Raw genomic sequence first — 17,017 nt, forward strand, 5'->3', positions numbered from 1 at the left:
GGAACGGTCGCCGCGTGCCGATACATGGGGGTTTTCATATGACCGATTTGAAGACGTGGCTGCGCTGGAGCGTTGCCGCCGTGCCGTTTGCCCTGCTGGCCGCCTGCGCGACCCAGCAGACGAGCGAGCCGGTGGCGGTGGTCAAGCAGAGCGCCGACCAGCAGCTGGCGCAGCTGTTCAAGGACTCCGACGAGGCCAACCTGCGCCTGAACCCGATCGAGGCCATGTCGCGCGGCGACATGCGCTATGCCGACCGGGTGGGCGATTACCTGAGCCCCGCCCACAACGCCGAGGTGCTGCGCATCAAGCAGGCCGAGCTGGCGCGGCTGAACGCCATCGACCGTGCGGCGCTCAGCCCCGAGAACGCCATCTACTACGATGTGTTCAAGTACGAGACGGAGCAGGCCATCCGCTTCGCCTCCGAGCCGCTGGCCAGCATCGGCGACCAGCTCGCCATCGAGCACTTCGGCGGCATGCACATCATGTTCCCGGACATCTCCTCGGGTGAGTCCCTGGCGCCGTACAAGACGGTGAAGGACTACGAGAACGGCCTGAAGCGTCTCGACGAGTTCGTGACGATCATGGACCGCGCCATCGAGCGTATGCGCGAGGGCATCGCGGCGGGTCATGTGCAGCCGCAGGTGGTGGTCGACAACGTGATCGGCCAGCTGGACAACATCATCCAGCAGGGGGTCGACAACAGCCCCTTCTACATGCCGATCAAGAACATCCCGGCGGACTTCTCCGCGAACGACAAGGCGCGGCTGACCAAGGCCTATCAGGAGAAGATCGCCAAGTCGGTCCTGCCGGTCTATGAGCGCATGAAGGTCTTCATGCAGACCGAGTACAAGCCGCACGCCCGCCGCGTGCCGGGCCTGCTCGGCATGAAGGACGGCCCGCTGCTCTACGCCGCGCTGGTGCAGCAGCACACCACCACCACCCTGTCGCCGAACGAGATCCACGAGATCGGCCTGTCGGAGGTGGCGCGCATCAACCGCGAGATGGAAGCCATCAAGAAGGAAGTGGGCTTCAAGGGCACGCTGAAGCAGTTCTTCGAGCACCTGCGCACCGACCCGAAGTTCAAGTTCAAGAGCAAGGAAGACCTGCTGGCGAACTACAACGCGGTGCGCGAGCGGGTGGACGCGGGCATGCCCCGGCTGTTCAGCCGCCAGGCCAAGACGCCGTTTGAGATCCGCCCGATTCCCTCGTTCATCGAGAAGAACAGCGCCGGCGCCTACTACATGAGCGGCAGCCTGGAGGCCAACCGGCCGGGCGTGTTCTACGTGAACACCTATGACCTGCCCGCCCGCACCAAGCCGGGCATGGAGAGCCTGTTCCTGCACGAGGCGATCCCGGGTCACCACTACCAGATCAGCCTGGCGCAGGAGACGCCGTCCATCCCCAACTTCCTGCGCTTCGGCGGCAACAACGCCTACGTGGAAGGCTGGGGCCTCTATGCCGAAACCCTCGGCCGGGAGCTGGGCCTGCTGACCGATCCGTACCAGCGCTTCGGCAAGCTGGACGCGGAGATGATGCGCGCCATGCGTCTGGTGGTGGACACCGGCCTGCACGCCAAGGGCTGGACCCGCGAGGAAGCCATCAAATACATGATGGACAACTCGGCCATGAGCGAAACCGACGCCACCGCCGAGGTGGAGCGCTACATCGCCATGCCGGGTCAGGCGCTGGCGTACAAGATCGGGCAGCTGACCCACAGCCGCCTGCGCGCCGAGGCCGAGAAGGAGCTGGGCGCGAAGTTCGACATCCGCGCCTTCCACGACCAGGTGCTGGGCACCGGCGCGCTGCCGCTGAACGTGCTGGAAGCCAAGATCCGCAACTGGATCGCGGTGCAGAAGGCCAGCAGCTGATCCAGCGGCCGAGGCCAAACCGGAAGACGCCGGCCAGACGTTTGTCTGGCCGGCGTTTTTTTGTGAGTGACCTGTCCTTTCGTTCAATGTTTCTTTGGATTGATCGTGCTGGATTAGAGCGGACATCGCCCTAGAGTGTTGTCCCGACCGTTGAACCGTCTGGAGAGGATGCCGATGCTGCTCACCGACCGCTGGCTGGCCTTTCTGCCCCACGTCGATGCCCCCGCCGGGGAAACCGTGATGACGCCCGGCCTTCCCGCCGGTCTGACGGAGCTGCGCGTGGGCCGGGCCCGTGTGTGGGCGGCGCTGGCGACCGGCGCGCGGCTCGAGCCGGGCGCGCCCCTCCGGATCATCGACACGGTGCCCGCCAGCCACGCCCGCGCGCGCGACTGGCCGCAGACCTTGTCCCGGGAGGAGGTGCACGACGCCTTCCAGATCTTCACCGACATTCACGAGCGCACGCCCGGCACGCTGCATTTCGCCAGCGACCTTATCGGCGTGCGGCCCGTGTTTCTGCGCCGCAGGCCGCAAGGCTGGTGGCTGTCCAACCGCATTGAGCTGATCCGGCGGGTCGGGCCCGCCGAGCCGGTGGAGCCGCTGGCGGTGCTGGAATTTCTCATTCTCCTGTCGCCGCTCGGGCGGCGCACGCTGGAAGGCGGGGTCGAGCGGCTGTTCTGCGGCGACCGGATCGAATGGTCGGAGACAACCGGCCCGGTTCTCCATGCGGAGGGGATTCAGGTGCGGCTGGGCGATCCCGAGCCGGACGCCCACCCCCACGCGATGGCGGAGCGGATCAAGGAGACCATGTTCGACTCCATCCGCCGCAAGCTGGCCTGGCATCCGCTGCCGCCGGTGGTGGCGCTCTCGGGCGGCTACGACTCCCGGCTGATGTCCGCGGCCGCCCGCGCGCTCGGCCTGCGCCCGCGCGCCTACACCTACGGCGCGCCGCACCACAGCGAGTTCTGGGCGGCGCGGCTGATCGCCTCGCGGCTCGGGATGGAGCTGCGCACGGTCGAATACCCGCACGACATGCTGCGCTCGCGCATGCCGCTGTTCTTCGACGTGCTGCAGGGGCAGGCCGACCCCTACATCATGCACATCGCCAACCTGCTGGCGATGCCGGAGCCCGAGGGCACGCCGGTCATGCACGGCTTCATCGGCGATACCATGAGCGGGGCGTTCGTCTGCCGCATGCAGAAGCACCACTTCCAGAGCAAGGACCTGCTCGCGGAAGGCATTGTCCGCAGCTACGCCTTCCCGGTGCAACTGAAGGCGATGGAGATGGCGGGCTTCGACCGGCCCTTCGAGACGCTGTGCCAGGCAGCCTACGACAACCTGCCCCCGGCCCCCCACCTGTTCCAGTCCGCCATGCTGTGGGCGTGCAGCAACCGGCAGCGGCGCTTCACCGCCACGCAGGCGGAGATCCTGGGGTCGCGCTTCACGCCGTTCTATCCGTTCTACGACCGGGCCTACATGGAACTGTGGATGCACCAGCCGCTGGCCTCGCAGGTGGACCGTCTGCTGTTCTTCACCGTGTTCAAGAAGCACTTCCCCGAGGTGGCGACCATCCCGCACCCCAACAGCGTGTTCGCCATTCAGCCGGCAATGAAGGACATCCTGCGCAAGTTCGCCTTCGACCGCACGCTGGAGGTGAAGGGGAAGCTCCTCCGCCTGTTTGGGCGCGAGCTGCCCGACCCGGACATCATGCGCATCTCCTATGGCGGCGAAACCGAGGAAATCCGCCGCAGCATGGCCGGGGAAATCGCGGCGGAGACGGCAGCGCTGAAGGCGCGGTTCGGCATCGACGTGCCCGCCGACCTCTACGGCTACTGCTTCCCCGCCGGCCAGCGCATCCACTACGACGGCCTGCACATCCTGCGCCGCTTCTGGGCGCTGGCCCGCTATGTCCAGTGGGAGCGGGAAGGCCTGGGCGCGGCCGCCGAAGCCGCCAGTGCGGGCTGGCGGGCCTCCGCCGCCTGAGCGGGAGCCGGGAGCGGGGTGTTTCTGGTTTGAAGGGTCATGCGAGGGTCGCGGACCCTCGCGCTCCCTTGCCATTTCGGGCCGTGTTCCCGGTGCCTTCCTGACAGATGTCGGCCGCGCATGATCGGGCCGTGCCCTTTCTCCAGGGAAGATGCCGGTATGACCGGGTGCGTCCCGGGAAGCAGGGTGTTTCGGTTTGAAGGATCATGCGAGGGTCGCGGACCCTCGCGCTCCCTTGCCATTTCGGGCCGTGTTCCCGGTGCCTTCCTGGCAGATGTCGGCCCCGGATGATCGGGCCGCGCCCTTTCTCCAGGGAAGATGCCGGTATGACCGGGTGCGTCCCGGAAAAAGAAAGGGAGGTCGCCAGGAGGGACCGAGTCCCTCCTGGCATCCTGTAAAAAAATCCAACCCTCAGCTCGCGGCTTCGGCCTTCTGGCGCGCGGTTTCCGGGCGTTCCGCCGGTTGCACTGTCCGGTCCTCGGGGGCGAGGGTGCGGTGCAGGTGGCCGGCGTAGGCGGCGAGGGTGAGCAACATGCGCGCGGGCTGGGTGTTCTTGCCCCGCTTGTCGGTGAGGGCGGGGATGTAGTCCGGCTGCAGCTCGAGGCCGAACTGCTGCCGCAGGATCGGGCGGTAGTCCTCCATCATCTGGAAGATCTGCTGCTGGTGCCAGCGGGAGGTGAGGTTCGGCCCGTCGTAGATGTAGGTGGTGCGGCCCAGCGCGCGCAGGGTGGCGGCCAGCCTCGGGGTGCCGAGCAGGCGCTCGGCCACCTTGTAGCACTGCCGCCCGACCCACTCGACGGCGCGGGCGGGCTGGGTCTGGGCGATCATCTGGTCCAGCGCCTCCGGGTGGGGCACCTGGCCCAGTTCGGGGTGGCGCTCGGCGAACCAGCGCTTGAACCAGGCGCGGTGCCGTAGCCCCTCCATCGGCACCCGGGCCCAGAAGGTCACGTAGTCCAGATCGTAATAGGGCATCAGCAGATCGGCGGCGGACTGGCTGGCGACCAGCAGGCCACAGGTGTAGCGGCGCAGGTGGTCTTCCCAGCACCAGCGGATGAAGGCGGAGACCGGCGGGCTGTCGTCGCCCAGATCGGCGCGCACGCTGGCCTCCAGCGCTTCCCGGTCGGCGGGGAGGCCGATCACGCCCGCGAAGTCCGGCGCGGTGGGCCAGTAGTAGCCGACGATGGAGCGGGCGATGGCGTCGAGCGAGGCGTCGTCCCCCGGCTTGAGCCGCGCGGTGAAGGAGCCCGCGATCACGTCGCCCGCAAAGCCCTGGATCATCCGCAGCGGCGGCAGGCCGAAGTCCTCGACGGCGGCGGCCTGACCGAGGGAGACGTCCACGCAGCCCTCGAACCAGTCGCTGAGCCGGTCGAGCTGGCCGAGGATGATGTCGCGGCGATAGGGCAGGGACCGGTGCGGCAGCCCGAGGATCCGGGCGATCTCGGCGGCGGCCCGCGCCTCGCGGGTGTGGGCGGCGCCGAAGGTGAGCGCCAGCGGCCTGACCCCGCGCGCGGCCGCCTCGGACGCCAGCAGGCGGGAGTCGTAGCCGCCCGAGAGGGACAGGGCCAGCGGCTCGGGCCGGTCGGCGAGGGTCTGGTCCATCAGCCGGGTGATCTGCGCATCCTGCTGGCGGCGGAAGTCGTCCCAGCTCATGGCGGGCTCGGGCACGGGCAGCTGCCAGCGGCGCTCGCGGGTGACGCTGAGGCCGCCGTCCGGCGTCCAGCGATAGACGGCGCCCGCCTTCAGCCGCCGCACCTGCTGGTGCACGGTGCGGTCTTCCCAGATGCCCCGGCCGATGAACAGGAACTGGATCGCCACCGGGTCCACCGGCCGGGCGAGCGCGGGCTCGCAGGCCAGAATGTCGGCAATGGCGGAGGCCATGAGCCAGCCGTCCGCCGTCTCGGCCACGTGGGCGGGCTTCAGGCCGATGGCGTCCGATTCCACCGTGAGCTGGCGGCCATCCCAGCGGAGCAGGTTGAACATCTGCGCGTGGCGTTCGGCCCAGCGGACATCGACGGGGCCTGTCGCCGCCGGCAGGTGCGGCAGGCGCAGGGGCCAGGCGTCCAGAACCGCGATGGGCACGGCGGGCGGCTGCGGGCGCGGCGCGGGCCCCGGCGCGACGGCCAGGCGCAGTGGCCCCCATTCCACCGCCTCCAGCCCGGCGCGGGCAGCAACGGACTGCCAGCGGCGCAGCCAGGCAGGATCGGGTGTCTTACCCGGCCTGGGCAGCCAGAGAAGGAAGCGGCTGGTTGCGATCATCCGGTGACTCCAGAAGTGTTGCGTGCAGGCGGTCCTCATGCACCCAGCGGGTGGTCCGCCAATGGAACAGCGGTTTGCCGCAGGCGGCGCGAAGGGCCGGGTCCGTCTCCATGCGGCGCACGACGTCCATGTCGAGCAGGTCGTCGTCTTCCCGGTACAGGGCCGGGTGATCCAGGAACCGCGACGGGGCGAAGCCGGCGTCGCGGGCAATGCCCGCCAGCTGCGCCAGACGCGGCCGCCGCGTCAGCCAGCGCCAGCACTTCTGCTGCACCGCGCAGGTGCGGTGGGCGAGCCAGGGCGCGTCGCCCCGGTAGAGAACGCCGCCCGAGGAGAACGGCACGCGGGCAAGGTCCGGGGCAAGGCCGCGGAACACGTCGAGGTAGAAGCTGTGGTCCCGGCGGCGGGCAAAGGGGACCGGCGCGGTCAGCTCCCACAGGGCGCGGGAGGCGCCCACCATCAGCGGCGCGGCGTGGTTGACGTAGACCTTGGTGGGGTTGACGCCCGCGCGGTTCCGCATGCGGTTCTCGACAATCCACTGCCACATGCCGGAGGTCGTATCCGGGTAGAGCGCGCGGGTGCGGTCGAACTCCGCGGCGAAGGCGTCGAGGAAGTCCTTGCGCACCTGCGGGCGGAAGATTTGCAGGGCGGCGGCGTCCGGGCGGAATTTCTCGCGGCGGAAGGTCTCGAAGGTGCCGTCCCCCGGCTGCTGGAGGGTGGAGAGGGCGAGCGCCGGGATCAGCCCCTCCCAGGTGGCGCCGCAGCCCTTCAGCGCCGGGGCAAGCTGGGCGATGAACAGGTAGAGGTTGGGCGTGCCGCCGTCGATGGCGTGGACGTAGTCGAGGTAATCGGCCGAGGAGAAGAACTGCCGGTCCGGGTGGCGGTAATCGACCGGCGTGCCGGTGAGGCGGGCGACGGTGGCGGCGAGGCGGCCGTCCAGATCCGCGTCCTCGTCGTAGTGGCTGAGGATGAGCGCGCGCCGGTTCCCCGCCTTCAGCCGGTGGAGCAGGCCGAGGATGAGGCGGCTGTCGAACCCGCCCGAGAGCAGGAGAACGCTGTCGTCCGCCAGCGCCTGATAGGCGGCGGTATTGGCCTCCAGCGCGGCGATGACGTCGGCGACCGGGGGTTCGGCGGCCTGGCCGTCCGGCATCTCCCAGTAGCGGGCGGACTCGATCTTCGCCGGGGCGCCGCCCGGGCCGGGGGTGATGGTGAGCAGCGTCGCCGGGCGCAGCCGCGCGGCGTGGCGGGTGAGGGTGGTCGCGCCGATGGTCTGGCCGAGGGTGACAAAGCCGCCCCAGCCCGCCGCATCGGGCGCGTAGGGGAAGGGCTTGGTCTCGTTGGCGGCCATCCAGCCGTCCGGCGTCTCGCCGAAATAGACGGGCTGGAGGCCGAGGAAATCGACGGCGGCATAGAGTTTGCCGTCCTCTGCGGACCAGCCGATGGCGGCGAACACGCCGTCCAGCTCGCGGGCGAGCGCGGGCAGATCGCGCGCCGACCGCAGCGTCACCTTCTGGCCCCTGGCCAGCGGCAGGCCGCTCCAGGCGATGATGTCGCCGTTGTCGAGCCGCATCAGGCCCGGCCCGGCGCCCGTGCGCGCCAGCGGCCCGGTGCTCTCCGGCGGTCCGTGGACCACGCCGATCTCGCCGCCGGGGAAGGCGGCGGTGTCGATGCGCCACCCGCCCGGGTTCATTCTCTCCAGGATCGGGCGAACCGGCTTTGAACCCAATCGGACGGCAAGTTTCTGCATGTGTCTCTCAGGCTGGTCTGTTTACAGGCAGGTGCCGCGAGTGAACGACAAACCTTGTTCCAACAACGCGCAACAGCAACGAGGGCCGCCGGTGTGACGCCGCCCCGCCAGCGGGAAACCCCCTCTCCCCGGGGACGCGGGCGCGTCCCTGACAGCTATAAGTCCAGTGACTTACAGCAAGCCCCCGGCTCCCATTAGAGAAGGGGCAGCCGCTTTTCAACGTAACCGTCGATGGTGAACGAGCGATGAAGGCGGCATCAGGCGGACAGCAGCGTCTGGTGCAGCCGGTTCTCGTGCATCCAGCGCACCGCGCGCCAGTGGAACAGCAGCTTGCCGGCCTCCTGCCGCAGCGCCTCGTCGGTTTGGGCGCGGCGCACGAAGTCCATGTCGAGCAGGTCGTCCTCCTCCTCGAAGATCGCCGGGTGGCGGGTGAAGCGGGAGGGGATGAAGCCGAACTTCCGGTTGATGCCGCACAGGCGGGCGAGCAGCGGCCGGTTGGCGATGGCCCGCCAGCCCTTGAGGCCCAGCACATGGGCCATGTAGGTGAGCGGGTTGGTGTCCGCCCGGTAGAGGGTGCCGCCGCTGGAATAGAAGGGCACCTGCGCGAACTCGGGGGCGAGGGCGCGGAACACGTCCACGTAGTAGCTGTGGTCCCGGCGGCGGGCGAAGGGCAGGGGGCTGGTCAGCTCCCACAGGTCGCGGGAGGAGCCCACCATCAGCGGCGTTGCGTAGTTGACGTAGACCTTGGTGGGGTTGACGCCGGCGCGGTTGCGGGTGCGGTTCTCCACCACCCACTGCCACATGCCGTGGGGCGTGTTCGGGTAGAGCGTGCGGGTGCGGGCGAATTCCTCCTCGAAGGCGTCGAGGAAGGACTGGCGCACCTGCGGCTTGAAGATCTGGATGGCGATCCTGTTGGGCTTGTACCGCTCCCGGTAGAAGGCGTCGAACGTGCCGTCGCCCGGCTGCTGGAGAGTGGAGAGGGCGAGCGCCGGGATCAGCCCCTCCCAGATCGCGCCGTGGCCGTTCAGGGTGGAGGCGAGCTGGGCGATGAACAGGTGCAGGTTGGCGGTCGCGCCGTCGATGGCCCACACGTAATCGAGATAGGCGCTGGTGGAGTAGAACTCCCGGTCCTGCTTGTAATACTGGATCGGCGTGCCGCTGCGCCGCGCCACGGCGGCGGCGAGGCGGCCGTCCATGTCCGCGTCCTGGTCGTGGTGGCTGAGGATGAAGGCGCGCCGGTCCTTCACGCCCAGCCGGTGCAGCAGGCTGAGGATGAGGCGGCTGTCGAACCCGCCCGAGAGTAGGCACACGCTGCGCCCCACCAGCGCCTGGTAGGCGGCGGCGTTGGTCTTGAGCGCGGCGACGGCCTCCGCGGGCGGCGGCTCGCGCCCTTCCTCGGGGATCTGCCAGTAGCGGCGCGTCTCGACCCGGGCGGTGCGCTGCGGCGCCTCGGGCGGCGCCGGCGTGACGGTGAGGAGGCTCGCCGGGCGCGGCCGCTCCGCGTTGGCGGTCAGCGAGCCCCGGCCGATGGGGTAGCCGAGGCCGAGGAACGCGCCCCACCCCGCCGGATCGGGCACGTAGGGGAACACCTTGGTTTCGGTGGCGGCGATCCAGCCCTCCGCCGTCTCGCCCACATAGAGCGGCTGGAGGCCGAGGAAGTCCGTCGCGATGTAGAGCCGCCCCTCCGCCTGCGACCAGCCGACCACGGCGAACACGCCGTCCAGACTGGGGGCGAGGTCCGGCAGCTCGCTGGCGGGGACGCGCCGCACCGGCTCGCGCCCCGGCAGCGGCAGGCCGCTCCAGGCGATGATGTCGCCGTTTTCCAGCCGCCACAGGCCGGGGCCGGAGCCGGCGCTGGCCAGCGGCGACGACTGGTCGCCGGGGGCATGGATCACGCCGATCTCCCCGCCGGGGAAGGCGGCGGTGTCGATGACCCAGTTGCCGGGGTTCATCCGCTCTAGCAGCGGGCGGACGGGCTCAGTGCCAAGGCGAACCGCGAGCTTCTGCATGCTATCCTCAAGCTGGTTGAGACAGGCCTCAAGCTGGTGGGGAAAGGGCGGCCCGCACGGGGCCGCGAACCTGACGAAACACGTGCCGACACAAACTGAAATGCAACTGGCCGAAACACAGCCGCCGGAAATACAGCCGGATTTCTTGAATTACGGTGAAAGGGGCGGGTCCGGTCAGGCGACCATGGCCTCCCGGTCCTCGCCGAGGGTGGAATAGAGCCGGTTCTCGTGCACCCAGCGCGTGGTGCGCCAGTGGAACAGGAACTTGCCGATGGTCTTGCGCAGTCGCTCGTCGGTCTCGGCGCGGCGCACCACGTCCATGTCGAGGAAGTCGTCCTCCTCCTTGTAGAGCGCCGGGTGGCGGACGAAGCGCGACGGGGCGAAGCCGAAGCGCTTGCCCATGCCGAGGCGGCTGGCAAGACCCGGATAGCGCGACAGCATCTTCCAGGCGTCCTGCGTCAGCTTGCAGGTGGTGAAGTCGAGCCAGGAGGCGTCGCCCCGGTGCAGCACGCCGCCCGAGTAGAAGGGCACCCGGGCCAGCTCCGGCGCGATGATGCGGTAGACGTCCAGATAGAGGCTGCGCTCCCGCCGCAGGTTGTAGGGCGCGGGCGCGGTGATGCCGAACAGGCGGCGCGACGCGCCCAGGTTCAGCGGCGTCACCCGGTTGGCGAACGCCTTGGTGGGGTTGACGCTCACCCGGTGGCGGATGCGGTTTTCCAGAATCCACTGCCACATGCCATGGGGCGTGTCGGGATAGAGGCCGCGGGTGCGCTCGAACTCGGCGTAGAAGGCGTCGAAGAAATCCTTGCGGACCTGGGGCTTCAGGAACTGCACCGCCTCGGGCACCACCCGGCACTTCTCCCGCAGGAAGCCGTCGAAGGTGCCGTCTTCCGTGCGGTGGATGGTCTTGAAGGCCATGGCGGGCACCAGCCCTTCCCAGATGGCGTCCATGCCCTGCAGCGCCGAGATCATCTGGGCCATGAAGATGTAGAGCGTGGGTGTGCCGCCGTCGATCGACCACAGGTAGTCGAGGTAGGTGCGGGTGGAGAAGTAGTTGGGGTCCGGCTGGAAGTAGGTGACCGGGGTGCCCGTCTTGCGGGCGATGCGCAGGGCGAGCTTGCCGTCCAGATCCGCGTCCTCGTCATCATGGCTGAGGATGAGCGCCTGGCGCGGCTCGACGCCCAGCCGGGTGAGGATGCTCAGGATAAGGCGGCTGTCGAACCCGCCCGAGAGCAGGCAGACGCTCGAGTCCACCAGCCCCTGGTAGGCGGCGGCGTTCTCCAGCAGCGCGGCGGCCGCCTCCTCGGCGGAGGCCTCGGTGTTGCCCTCCTGCGGCATCTCCCAGTGGCGGCTGGTCTCGACCGCTGGGGGCGTGCCCGGCCGCTCCGGGGGCGTGACCGCCAGCATGGTCGCCGGGCGCAGCCTCTTGGCGTGGCGCGTCTGGGAGGCGTCGCCAATGGCGTGGCCCAGCACCATGAAAAAGCCGCCCCAGCCCACCGGGTCCGGGTCGTAGGGGAAGACCTTGGTCTCGCTGGCGGCCATCCAGTCGCCCGCGTGGTCGCCCACATAGAGCGGCTGGAGGCCGAGGAAATCGGTGATGACGTAAAGCCGCTTCTCGGCGGCGGACCAGCCGATGGCGGCGAACACGCCGTCAAGGGCCGGGGCGAGGGCATGGAGGCCGCTCGCCGCCGTCACCGGCACCTTCTGGTTGCGGACGACGGGCAGGCCGGCCCAGGCGATGATGTCGCCGTTGGGCAGGCGTTGCAGGCCGGGGCCGACTCCGGTGCGGGCCAGCGGCCGGGTCTTGCTCTCCTCGGGCGCGTGGAGGACGCCGATCTCCCCGCCGGGAAAGGAGGCGATGTCGATGGTCCAGCCTCCCGGATTCATCATTTCGAGGGCCGGGCGAACGGATTGCGACCCCAGGCGAACGGCAATTTTCTGCATGGTGTTCCCGAGTGAAGATGAAAGTTGCAAGACCCCCAGGCCGGGCAAGCCCCGCCCGCCCCTGCGGCCGGGTCGGCCCCCCGCCCCTGTAAACGCGCAAGCAACGATCGGGGCGCAACACCCCCTGTAAAAATCCCGCGCCAGCCGGCGCGCGGCCTAATCTTGCACGATTGTATGAAAAAACAAACGCCTGGCTTTGGGCCAGGCGTCTGCCTTGTCCTTTTCTTTCAGCGCGGGCGATCAGGCTCCCTGCTTGATCGCCTCCGCGATCAGTCTGCCTGCTTGATCGCCTCCGCGATCAGTCTGCTTTGTTGATCGCCTCCGCGATCAGGCGACACGTCTCCGCGCGGCCGTAGAGCGCGATGAAGGAGCCCATGCGCGGCCCTTGCGACTGGCCGAGCAGGCACTCGTACAGCGCCTTGAACCAGTCCCGCAGGTTCTCGAAGCCGTGGGCCTTGCCGGTCTCGTAGACTTCCGTCTGGAAGGCCTCGGCCCCGGCGTCGTCCGGCAGCGCCTCCAGCCGCTGCTTGAGGTCGGCCATGGCGGCGCGCTCCTGCTCGGTCGGCGCGCGCACCTTGAGGGTGGGCGCGACGCGGTCGCGGTAGTAGGCGAGCGCATAGCCCACCAGCCGGTCCAGCTCCGGGTGCGTCTCGGGCGTCGCGCCGGGGGCGTAGCGGGAGATGAAGCCCCACAGCACGGCGCGGTCGTCCGTGTTGGCGGCGGCCACCAGGTTCAGCAGCAGGGCAAAGGAGACCGGCAGGTCGATCTGCGGCACCTTGCCCGAGTGGATGTGGAACGCCGGGTTGCCCAGCTTCTCCGCGTCCGTCTGGTTCGGGAAGGCGGCCACGAACGAATAGTACTCGTCCACCGCCTTCGGGATCACGTCGAAGTACAGGCGCTTGGCCTTGCGCGGCTGCTGGTACATGTAGAGCGCCAGGCTCTCCGGGCTGGCGTAGGTCAGCCACTCCTCGATGGTCAGGCCATTGCCCTTCGACTTGGAGATCTTCTCGCCCTTCTCGTCGAGGAACAGCTCGTAGTTGAAGCCCTCGGGCGGGCGCGCGCCCAGCGCCCGGGCGATCTTGCCCGAGAGGGTGACGGAATCGATCAGGTCCTTGCCCGCCATTTCATAGTCGACGCCCAGCGCCACCCAGCGCATGGCCCAGTCCGCCTTCCACTGCAGCTTGCAGTGGCCGCCGGTGACGGGCACCGTCATGCGCTCGCCGTCATTGGGGTCGATGTAGGTGACGGTGCCGGCCTCCACGTCCCGCTCGATCATCGGCACCTGAAGCACGACGCCGGTCTTGGGGCACACGGGCAGGAAGGGCGAATAGGTCTTGCGGCGATCGGGCCCGAGCGTCGGCAGGATGATGTCCATCACCTTGTCGTAGTTGGCCAGCATCTTGAGGAGCGTGGCGTCGAACCGGCCGGACTTGTAGCACTCGGTCGCCGAGTAGAACTCGTAAGTGAAGCCGAAGGCGTCGAGGAACGCGCGCAGGCGGGCGTTGTTGTGCTCGCCGAAGCTGGGGTGGGTGCCGAAGGGGTCCGGCACCTGGGTCAGCGGCTTGCCGAGCGCGGGCTCCAGCATCTCCTTGTTCGGCACGTTGTCGGGCACCTTGCGCAGGCCGTCCATGTCGTCCGAGAAGCAGATCAGCTTGGTCGGCAGGTCCGAGAGCAGGGAGAAGGCGTGCATCACCATGGTGGTGCGTGCCACCTCGCCAAAGGTGCCGATGTGCGGCAGGCCCGAGGGGCCGTAGCCGGTCTCGAACAGCACGTAGCCCTTCTCCGGCGGCGCGGACGCATAACGCTCCACCAGTTTGCGGGCCTCCTCGAACACCCAGGCCTTGTTCACTTGCGCTGCGTCTTTGAGAGCGTCCATCTTGTCAATCCGGCGGTTGTGGTGAGCACGAGAGACGGTCATTAGTGTTCCTGCCATGACCGATCAACCCGCACATACCGGAAATGCGCTGCTGAAGCGCCATCCGACGCTCGTTGCCGCCCATGTGGGCATCTGGATGGCGGAGGGCGACGGCCCGCCGCAGCCGCTGACCCGGGGGCAGGCGATCCGCCTTGCCGCCGATACGCCGGTCATCCTGCTGAACGCGCCGCTCACCGCCTCGCGGCTGGGCTACCCGTCGCTGTCGGGGCTGGACCTGCTGGAGCTGTTCGCCTTCGTGCGCCCGGCCCGGTTCTGCGTGCCGACGGCGCGGGGGCTGGCCCGCGCGCTGGGGCTCGACGCGCCGGTCACGCCCGAGGAGGAAGCCCTGTTCCTGCGCCAGGCGGCCGAGGCCCTGCTCGCCGAGATGGAAGACCCCCACTGGCGCTACAAGACGGGGGCCTACGGGGCGGCGCAGGCGCTGCTGCGCCTCAAGTGGCCGTGGGCACCGCTGGTCGCCCAGCGCCTGCCCTCGCCGCGCCACGCGGACCGGCCGCTGTTCCTCGCCCTGCCCGAGTGGGAGGAGGCGCCGCCGCCGCCCCGGCCCCGCGAGGTGCGGCTGGGCACGGAGGAGGTGGCGGAGCGGCTCGCCCGCCTCGTCGGCCGGGGCGCGGAGGAGCGGCCCCAGCAGCGGGACTACGCGGAGGCCGCCAGCTTCGCCTTCCGCCCGCGCGAGATGCAGGCCGCGCCCAACGTGGCGCTGGTGGAGGCGGGCACGGGCACCGGCAAGACGCTGGGCTACCTCGCCCCCGCCAGCCTGTGGGCGGAGCGCTCGGGCGGCAGCGTGTGGGTTTCCACCTACACCAAGGCGCTGCAACGCCAGCTGGACGCCGAGCTGGCCCGCCTCTACCCGGACCCCGCCGAGCGCGCCCGCAAGACGGTCGTGCGCAAGGGGCGGGAGAACTACCTGTGCCTCCTCAACCTGGAGGACGCGGTGCAGGGCGCCTTCACCGGCCGGGCGGCAATTCTGGCCCATCTCACCATGCGCTGGGCCCGCTACACCCGGGATGGCGACATGATCGGCGGGGATTTCCCCGGCTGGCTCGCCTCCCTGTTCGGCGCCAACCGCGTCGCGGCGCTCACCGACCGGCGCGGCGAGTGCGTCTACGCCGGCTGCCCGCACTACCGGCGCTGCTTCATCGAGCGGGCCGCGCGCAAGACCGCGGGCGCGGACATCGTCATCGCCAACCACGCGCTGGTGATGGTGAATGCGGCGCGGGGGCGCTCGGAGAACGAGCGGCTCACCCGCATCGTCTTCGACGAAGGCCACCACCTGTTCGACGCGGCCGATTCCACCTTCGCCGCGCACCTCACCGGCACCGAGGGGCTGGAGCTGCGCCGCTGGCTGCTGGGGCCGGAGAAGTCCCGCGCCCGGGGGCGGCGGCGCGGGCTGGAGGCGCGCCTGTCCGAACTGGTGCTGCACGACGACGAGAGCGCCCGCCTGCTCTCCGACATTCTGGAGCGATTGCGCGACCTGCCCTCCGAAGGCTGGCTGCAACGCCTCCAGGAGGGCGCGCCCGAGGGGCCGATCGAGCGGCTGCTGGCGGCGGTGCGCCAGCAGGTGCTGGCCCGCGCCGAGGAGAAGGACGCCGGCTACGGCATCGAGACGGAAATCGCCCACCTCCTGCCCGCCGTGGTGGAGGCGGGGGTCGAGGCGCAGGCGGCGCTCGACGCCCTCGCCACGCCCATGGCCAAGCTGGAGGCGCGGCTCATGGAGCTGGTGGAGGAGCGGCCCGAGTGGCTGGACTCCGCGCTGCGCACCCGCATCGAGGGCGCGGCCAACGGCCTCAGGCTGCGGCGGCAGACCCTCATGGCGTGGATCGGCCTGCTCGCCCGCCTCGGCGGCGCGGCGGACCCGGAGTTCGTGGACTGGATGGCGCTGGACCGTGTCGAGGGGCGGGAGTTCGACGTGGGGCTCCACCGCCACTGGCTCGACCCCACCAAGCCGTTCGCCGGGCTGGTGCTGGAGCCCGCCCACGGCGTCGTCGTCACCTCCGCCACCCTGCGCGACAAGACCCTCGACAAGGGCGAGGCCGCGCTGGAGACGGACTGGCGCATCGCCGAGCAGCGCACCGGCGCGCAGCATCTGGCCCTTCCGCCCCGGCGGTTCTCCACGCCCTCGCCCTTCAACTATGCGGACGCGGCGCGGGTGTTCATCGTGACGGACGTGAAGCGCGGGGACATCGGCCAGCTGGCGGGGGCCTACAAGGCGCTCATCCAGGCGGCGGGCGGCGGCGTGCTCGGCCTGTTCACCGCCATCGCCCGGCTGAAGGCGGTGCACGCCCGCATCGCCGCGCCGCTGGCCGAGCGCGGCCTGCCCCTGCTCGCCCAGCATGTGGACCCCATCGACACCGGCACGCTCGTCGACATGTTCCGCGCCGACCCGGTCGCCTCGCTCCTCGGCACCGACGCCCTGCGCGACGGCGTCGACGTGCCCGGCCACTCCCTGCGCCTCGTCGCGCTGGAGGGCGTGCCCTGGCCGCGCCCCACCATCCTGCACGCGGCGCGGCGGGCGGCCTTCGGCGGCGCGGCCTATGACGACCTCGTCACCCGGGCGCGGCTCGCCCAGGCGTTCGGGCGGCTCATCCGCCGGGCGGACGACCGGGGCGTGTTCGTGCTCCTGGGCGCGGCGGTGCCGTCGCGCCTGCTCTCCGCCTTCCCGCCGGAGGTGCCGGTGCGGCGCTGCACGCTCCTCGAAGCGGTGGAGGAATCCTACAAGTTCCTCGGCGGCCGGCCGCCGCAGGGCGCGGCGGAGTCCGGCCTTGCCGGTGACTTGCCGGGGGCGGATGCGGACCTTACCATGCGCCGCATCGGAAATTCGGGGGAGCAGACACCATGACCGGCCAGCCGGTTTCGGTACACACCGCGCTTGTCTATCTGATGATCCTGGTGGCGGGGTCGGACGGGCGCATGGGCACGCCCGAGATGCAGGTCATCGGCCGGCTGGTGCGGGAATGGCCGGTGTTCGAAAGCTTCAACGTGGAGCTGCTCATCCCGCTCAGCCGCGACTGCGGCACCATCCTCAACACCGACGACGGGCTCGATACCGTGCTCGGCCTCCTGCAAACCGCCATCCCCGACGAGCTGGGCGAGACCGCCTACTGCCTCGCCTGCGAGGTGGCCGCCGCCGACGGCGAGGTGGATCAGGACGAACGCCACATGCTCGACACCATCCGCGCCCGCCTCGGGCTGGAGCGGCTGGCCGCCGCCGCCATCGAGCGGGCCACGGCGGCGCGGCTCAAGCGCCTGCCGTCATGAGCGCGCCCGGAGCGCGCCCGGAGAG

9 protein-coding genes are annotated in these 17,017 nt (G+C 70.0%); 4 read left to right on the top strand and 5 right to left on the bottom strand.

Features of this window, described 5'->3' with window-relative positions; translation table 11 throughout:
- Window positions 1-38: 38 nt before the first annotated feature.
- Window positions 39-1,868, top strand: a complete 1,830-nt coding sequence (locus tag ACSJJU_RS05595; protein WP_435914235.1) for a DUF885 domain-containing protein — start codon at window positions 39-41, stop codon at window positions 1,866-1,868.
- A 174-nt stretch (window positions 1,869-2,042) separates the two neighbouring features.
- Window positions 2,043-3,848 (top strand): hypothetical protein, encoded by a 1,806-nt coding sequence (locus tag ACSJJU_RS05600; RefSeq protein ID WP_435914236.1) that lies wholly within the window; start codon window positions 2,043-2,045, stop codon window positions 3,846-3,848.
- A gap of 411 nt (window positions 3,849-4,259) precedes the next feature.
- On the opposite strand, the gene ACSJJU_RS05605 is transcribed toward ACSJJU_RS05600, so the two are convergent.
- The 5 genes from ACSJJU_RS05605 to ACSJJU_RS05625 all read right to left on the bottom strand — a co-directional run bounded on the left by ACSJJU_RS05605 (window position 4,260) and on the right by ACSJJU_RS05625 (window position 13,677).
- On the bottom strand, window positions 4,260-6,104 hold the full coding sequence (locus ACSJJU_RS05605; protein WP_435914237.1) for an asparagine synthase-related protein: 1,845 nt from the start codon (window positions 6,102-6,104) through the stop codon (window positions 4,260-4,262).
- Window positions 6,058-7,791 (bottom strand): hypothetical protein, encoded by a 1,734-nt coding sequence (locus tag ACSJJU_RS05610; RefSeq protein ID WP_435914238.1) that lies wholly within the window; start codon window positions 7,789-7,791, stop codon window positions 6,058-6,060. The genes ACSJJU_RS05605 and ACSJJU_RS05610 overlap by 47 nt, the downstream gene beginning before the upstream one ends.
- Window positions 7,792-8,105: 314 nt before the next feature.
- On the bottom strand, window positions 8,106-9,857 hold the full coding sequence (locus ACSJJU_RS05615; protein ID WP_435914239.1) for an asparagine synthase-related protein: 1,752 nt from the start codon (window positions 9,855-9,857) through the stop codon (window positions 8,106-8,108).
- 174 nt (window positions 9,858-10,031) lie between these two features.
- A complete protein-coding gene (locus ACSJJU_RS05620) occupies window positions 10,032-11,747 on the bottom strand; it encodes a hypothetical protein (protein WP_435914240.1) in 1,716 nt (571 codons plus the stop codon).
- A 352-nt stretch (window positions 11,748-12,099) separates the two neighbouring features.
- Window positions 12,100-13,677, bottom strand: coding sequence for a lysine--tRNA ligase (locus tag ACSJJU_RS05625; protein ID WP_435914241.1), 1,578 nt, complete (start codon window positions 13,675-13,677; stop codon window positions 12,100-12,102).
- A gap of 55 nt (window positions 13,678-13,732) precedes the next feature.
- Here ACSJJU_RS05625 and ACSJJU_RS05630 point away from each other — a divergent pair, with 55 nt between their 5' ends.
- Both ACSJJU_RS05630 and ACSJJU_RS05635 read left to right on the top strand, forming a co-directional pair.
- Window positions 13,733-16,573, top strand: coding sequence for an ATP-dependent DNA helicase (locus tag ACSJJU_RS05630; protein WP_435914242.1), 2,841 nt, complete (start codon window positions 13,733-13,735; stop codon window positions 16,571-16,573).
- Window positions 16,570-16,992 (top strand): tellurite resistance TerB family protein, encoded by a 423-nt coding sequence (locus ACSJJU_RS05635; protein ID WP_435914243.1) that lies wholly within the window; start codon window positions 16,570-16,572, stop codon window positions 16,990-16,992. The genes ACSJJU_RS05630 and ACSJJU_RS05635 overlap by 4 nt, the downstream gene beginning before the upstream one ends.
- Window positions 16,993-17,017: the final 25 nt, after the last annotated feature.

This window comes from Pedomonas sp. V897 (genome assembly GCF_051304405.1).
In the GTDB taxonomy this organism is placed as follows: Bacteria; Pseudomonadota; Alphaproteobacteria; order Sphingomonadales; family Sphingomonadaceae; genus Pedomonas.

Excerpts from the sequence above, each read along its gene's own strand:
- ACSJJU_RS05595 (WP_435914235.1), top strand. The coding sequence starts at position 39 with ATGACCGATTTGAAGACGTGGCTGCGCTGGAGCGTTGCCGCCGTGCCG.
- ACSJJU_RS05600 (WP_435914236.1), top strand. The coding sequence starts at position 2,043 with ATGCTGCTCACCGACCGCTGGCTGGCCTTTCTGCCCCACGTCGATGCC.
- ACSJJU_RS05605 (WP_435914237.1), bottom strand. The coding sequence starts at position 6,104 with ATGATCGCAACCAGCCGCTTCCTTCTCTGGCTGCCCAGGCCGGGTAAG.
- ACSJJU_RS05610 (WP_435914238.1), bottom strand. The coding sequence starts at position 7,791 with ATGAACCCGGGCGGGTGGCGCATCGACACCGCCGCCTTCCCCGGCGGC.
- ACSJJU_RS05615 (WP_435914239.1), bottom strand. The coding sequence starts at position 9,857 with ATGCAGAAGCTCGCGGTTCGCCTTGGCACTGAGCCCGTCCGCCCGCTG.
- ACSJJU_RS05620 (WP_435914240.1), bottom strand. The coding sequence starts at position 11,747 with ATGATGAATCCGGGAGGCTGGACCATCGACATCGCCTCCTTTCCCGGC.
- ACSJJU_RS05625 (WP_435914241.1), bottom strand. The coding sequence starts at position 13,677 with ATGGACGCTCTCAAAGACGCAGCGCAAGTGAACAAGGCCTGGGTGTTC.
- ACSJJU_RS05630 (WP_435914242.1), top strand. The coding sequence starts at position 13,733 with ATGACCGATCAACCCGCACATACCGGAAATGCGCTGCTGAAGCGCCAT.
- ACSJJU_RS05635 (WP_435914243.1), top strand. The coding sequence starts at position 16,570 with ATGACCGGCCAGCCGGTTTCGGTACACACCGCGCTTGTCTATCTGATG.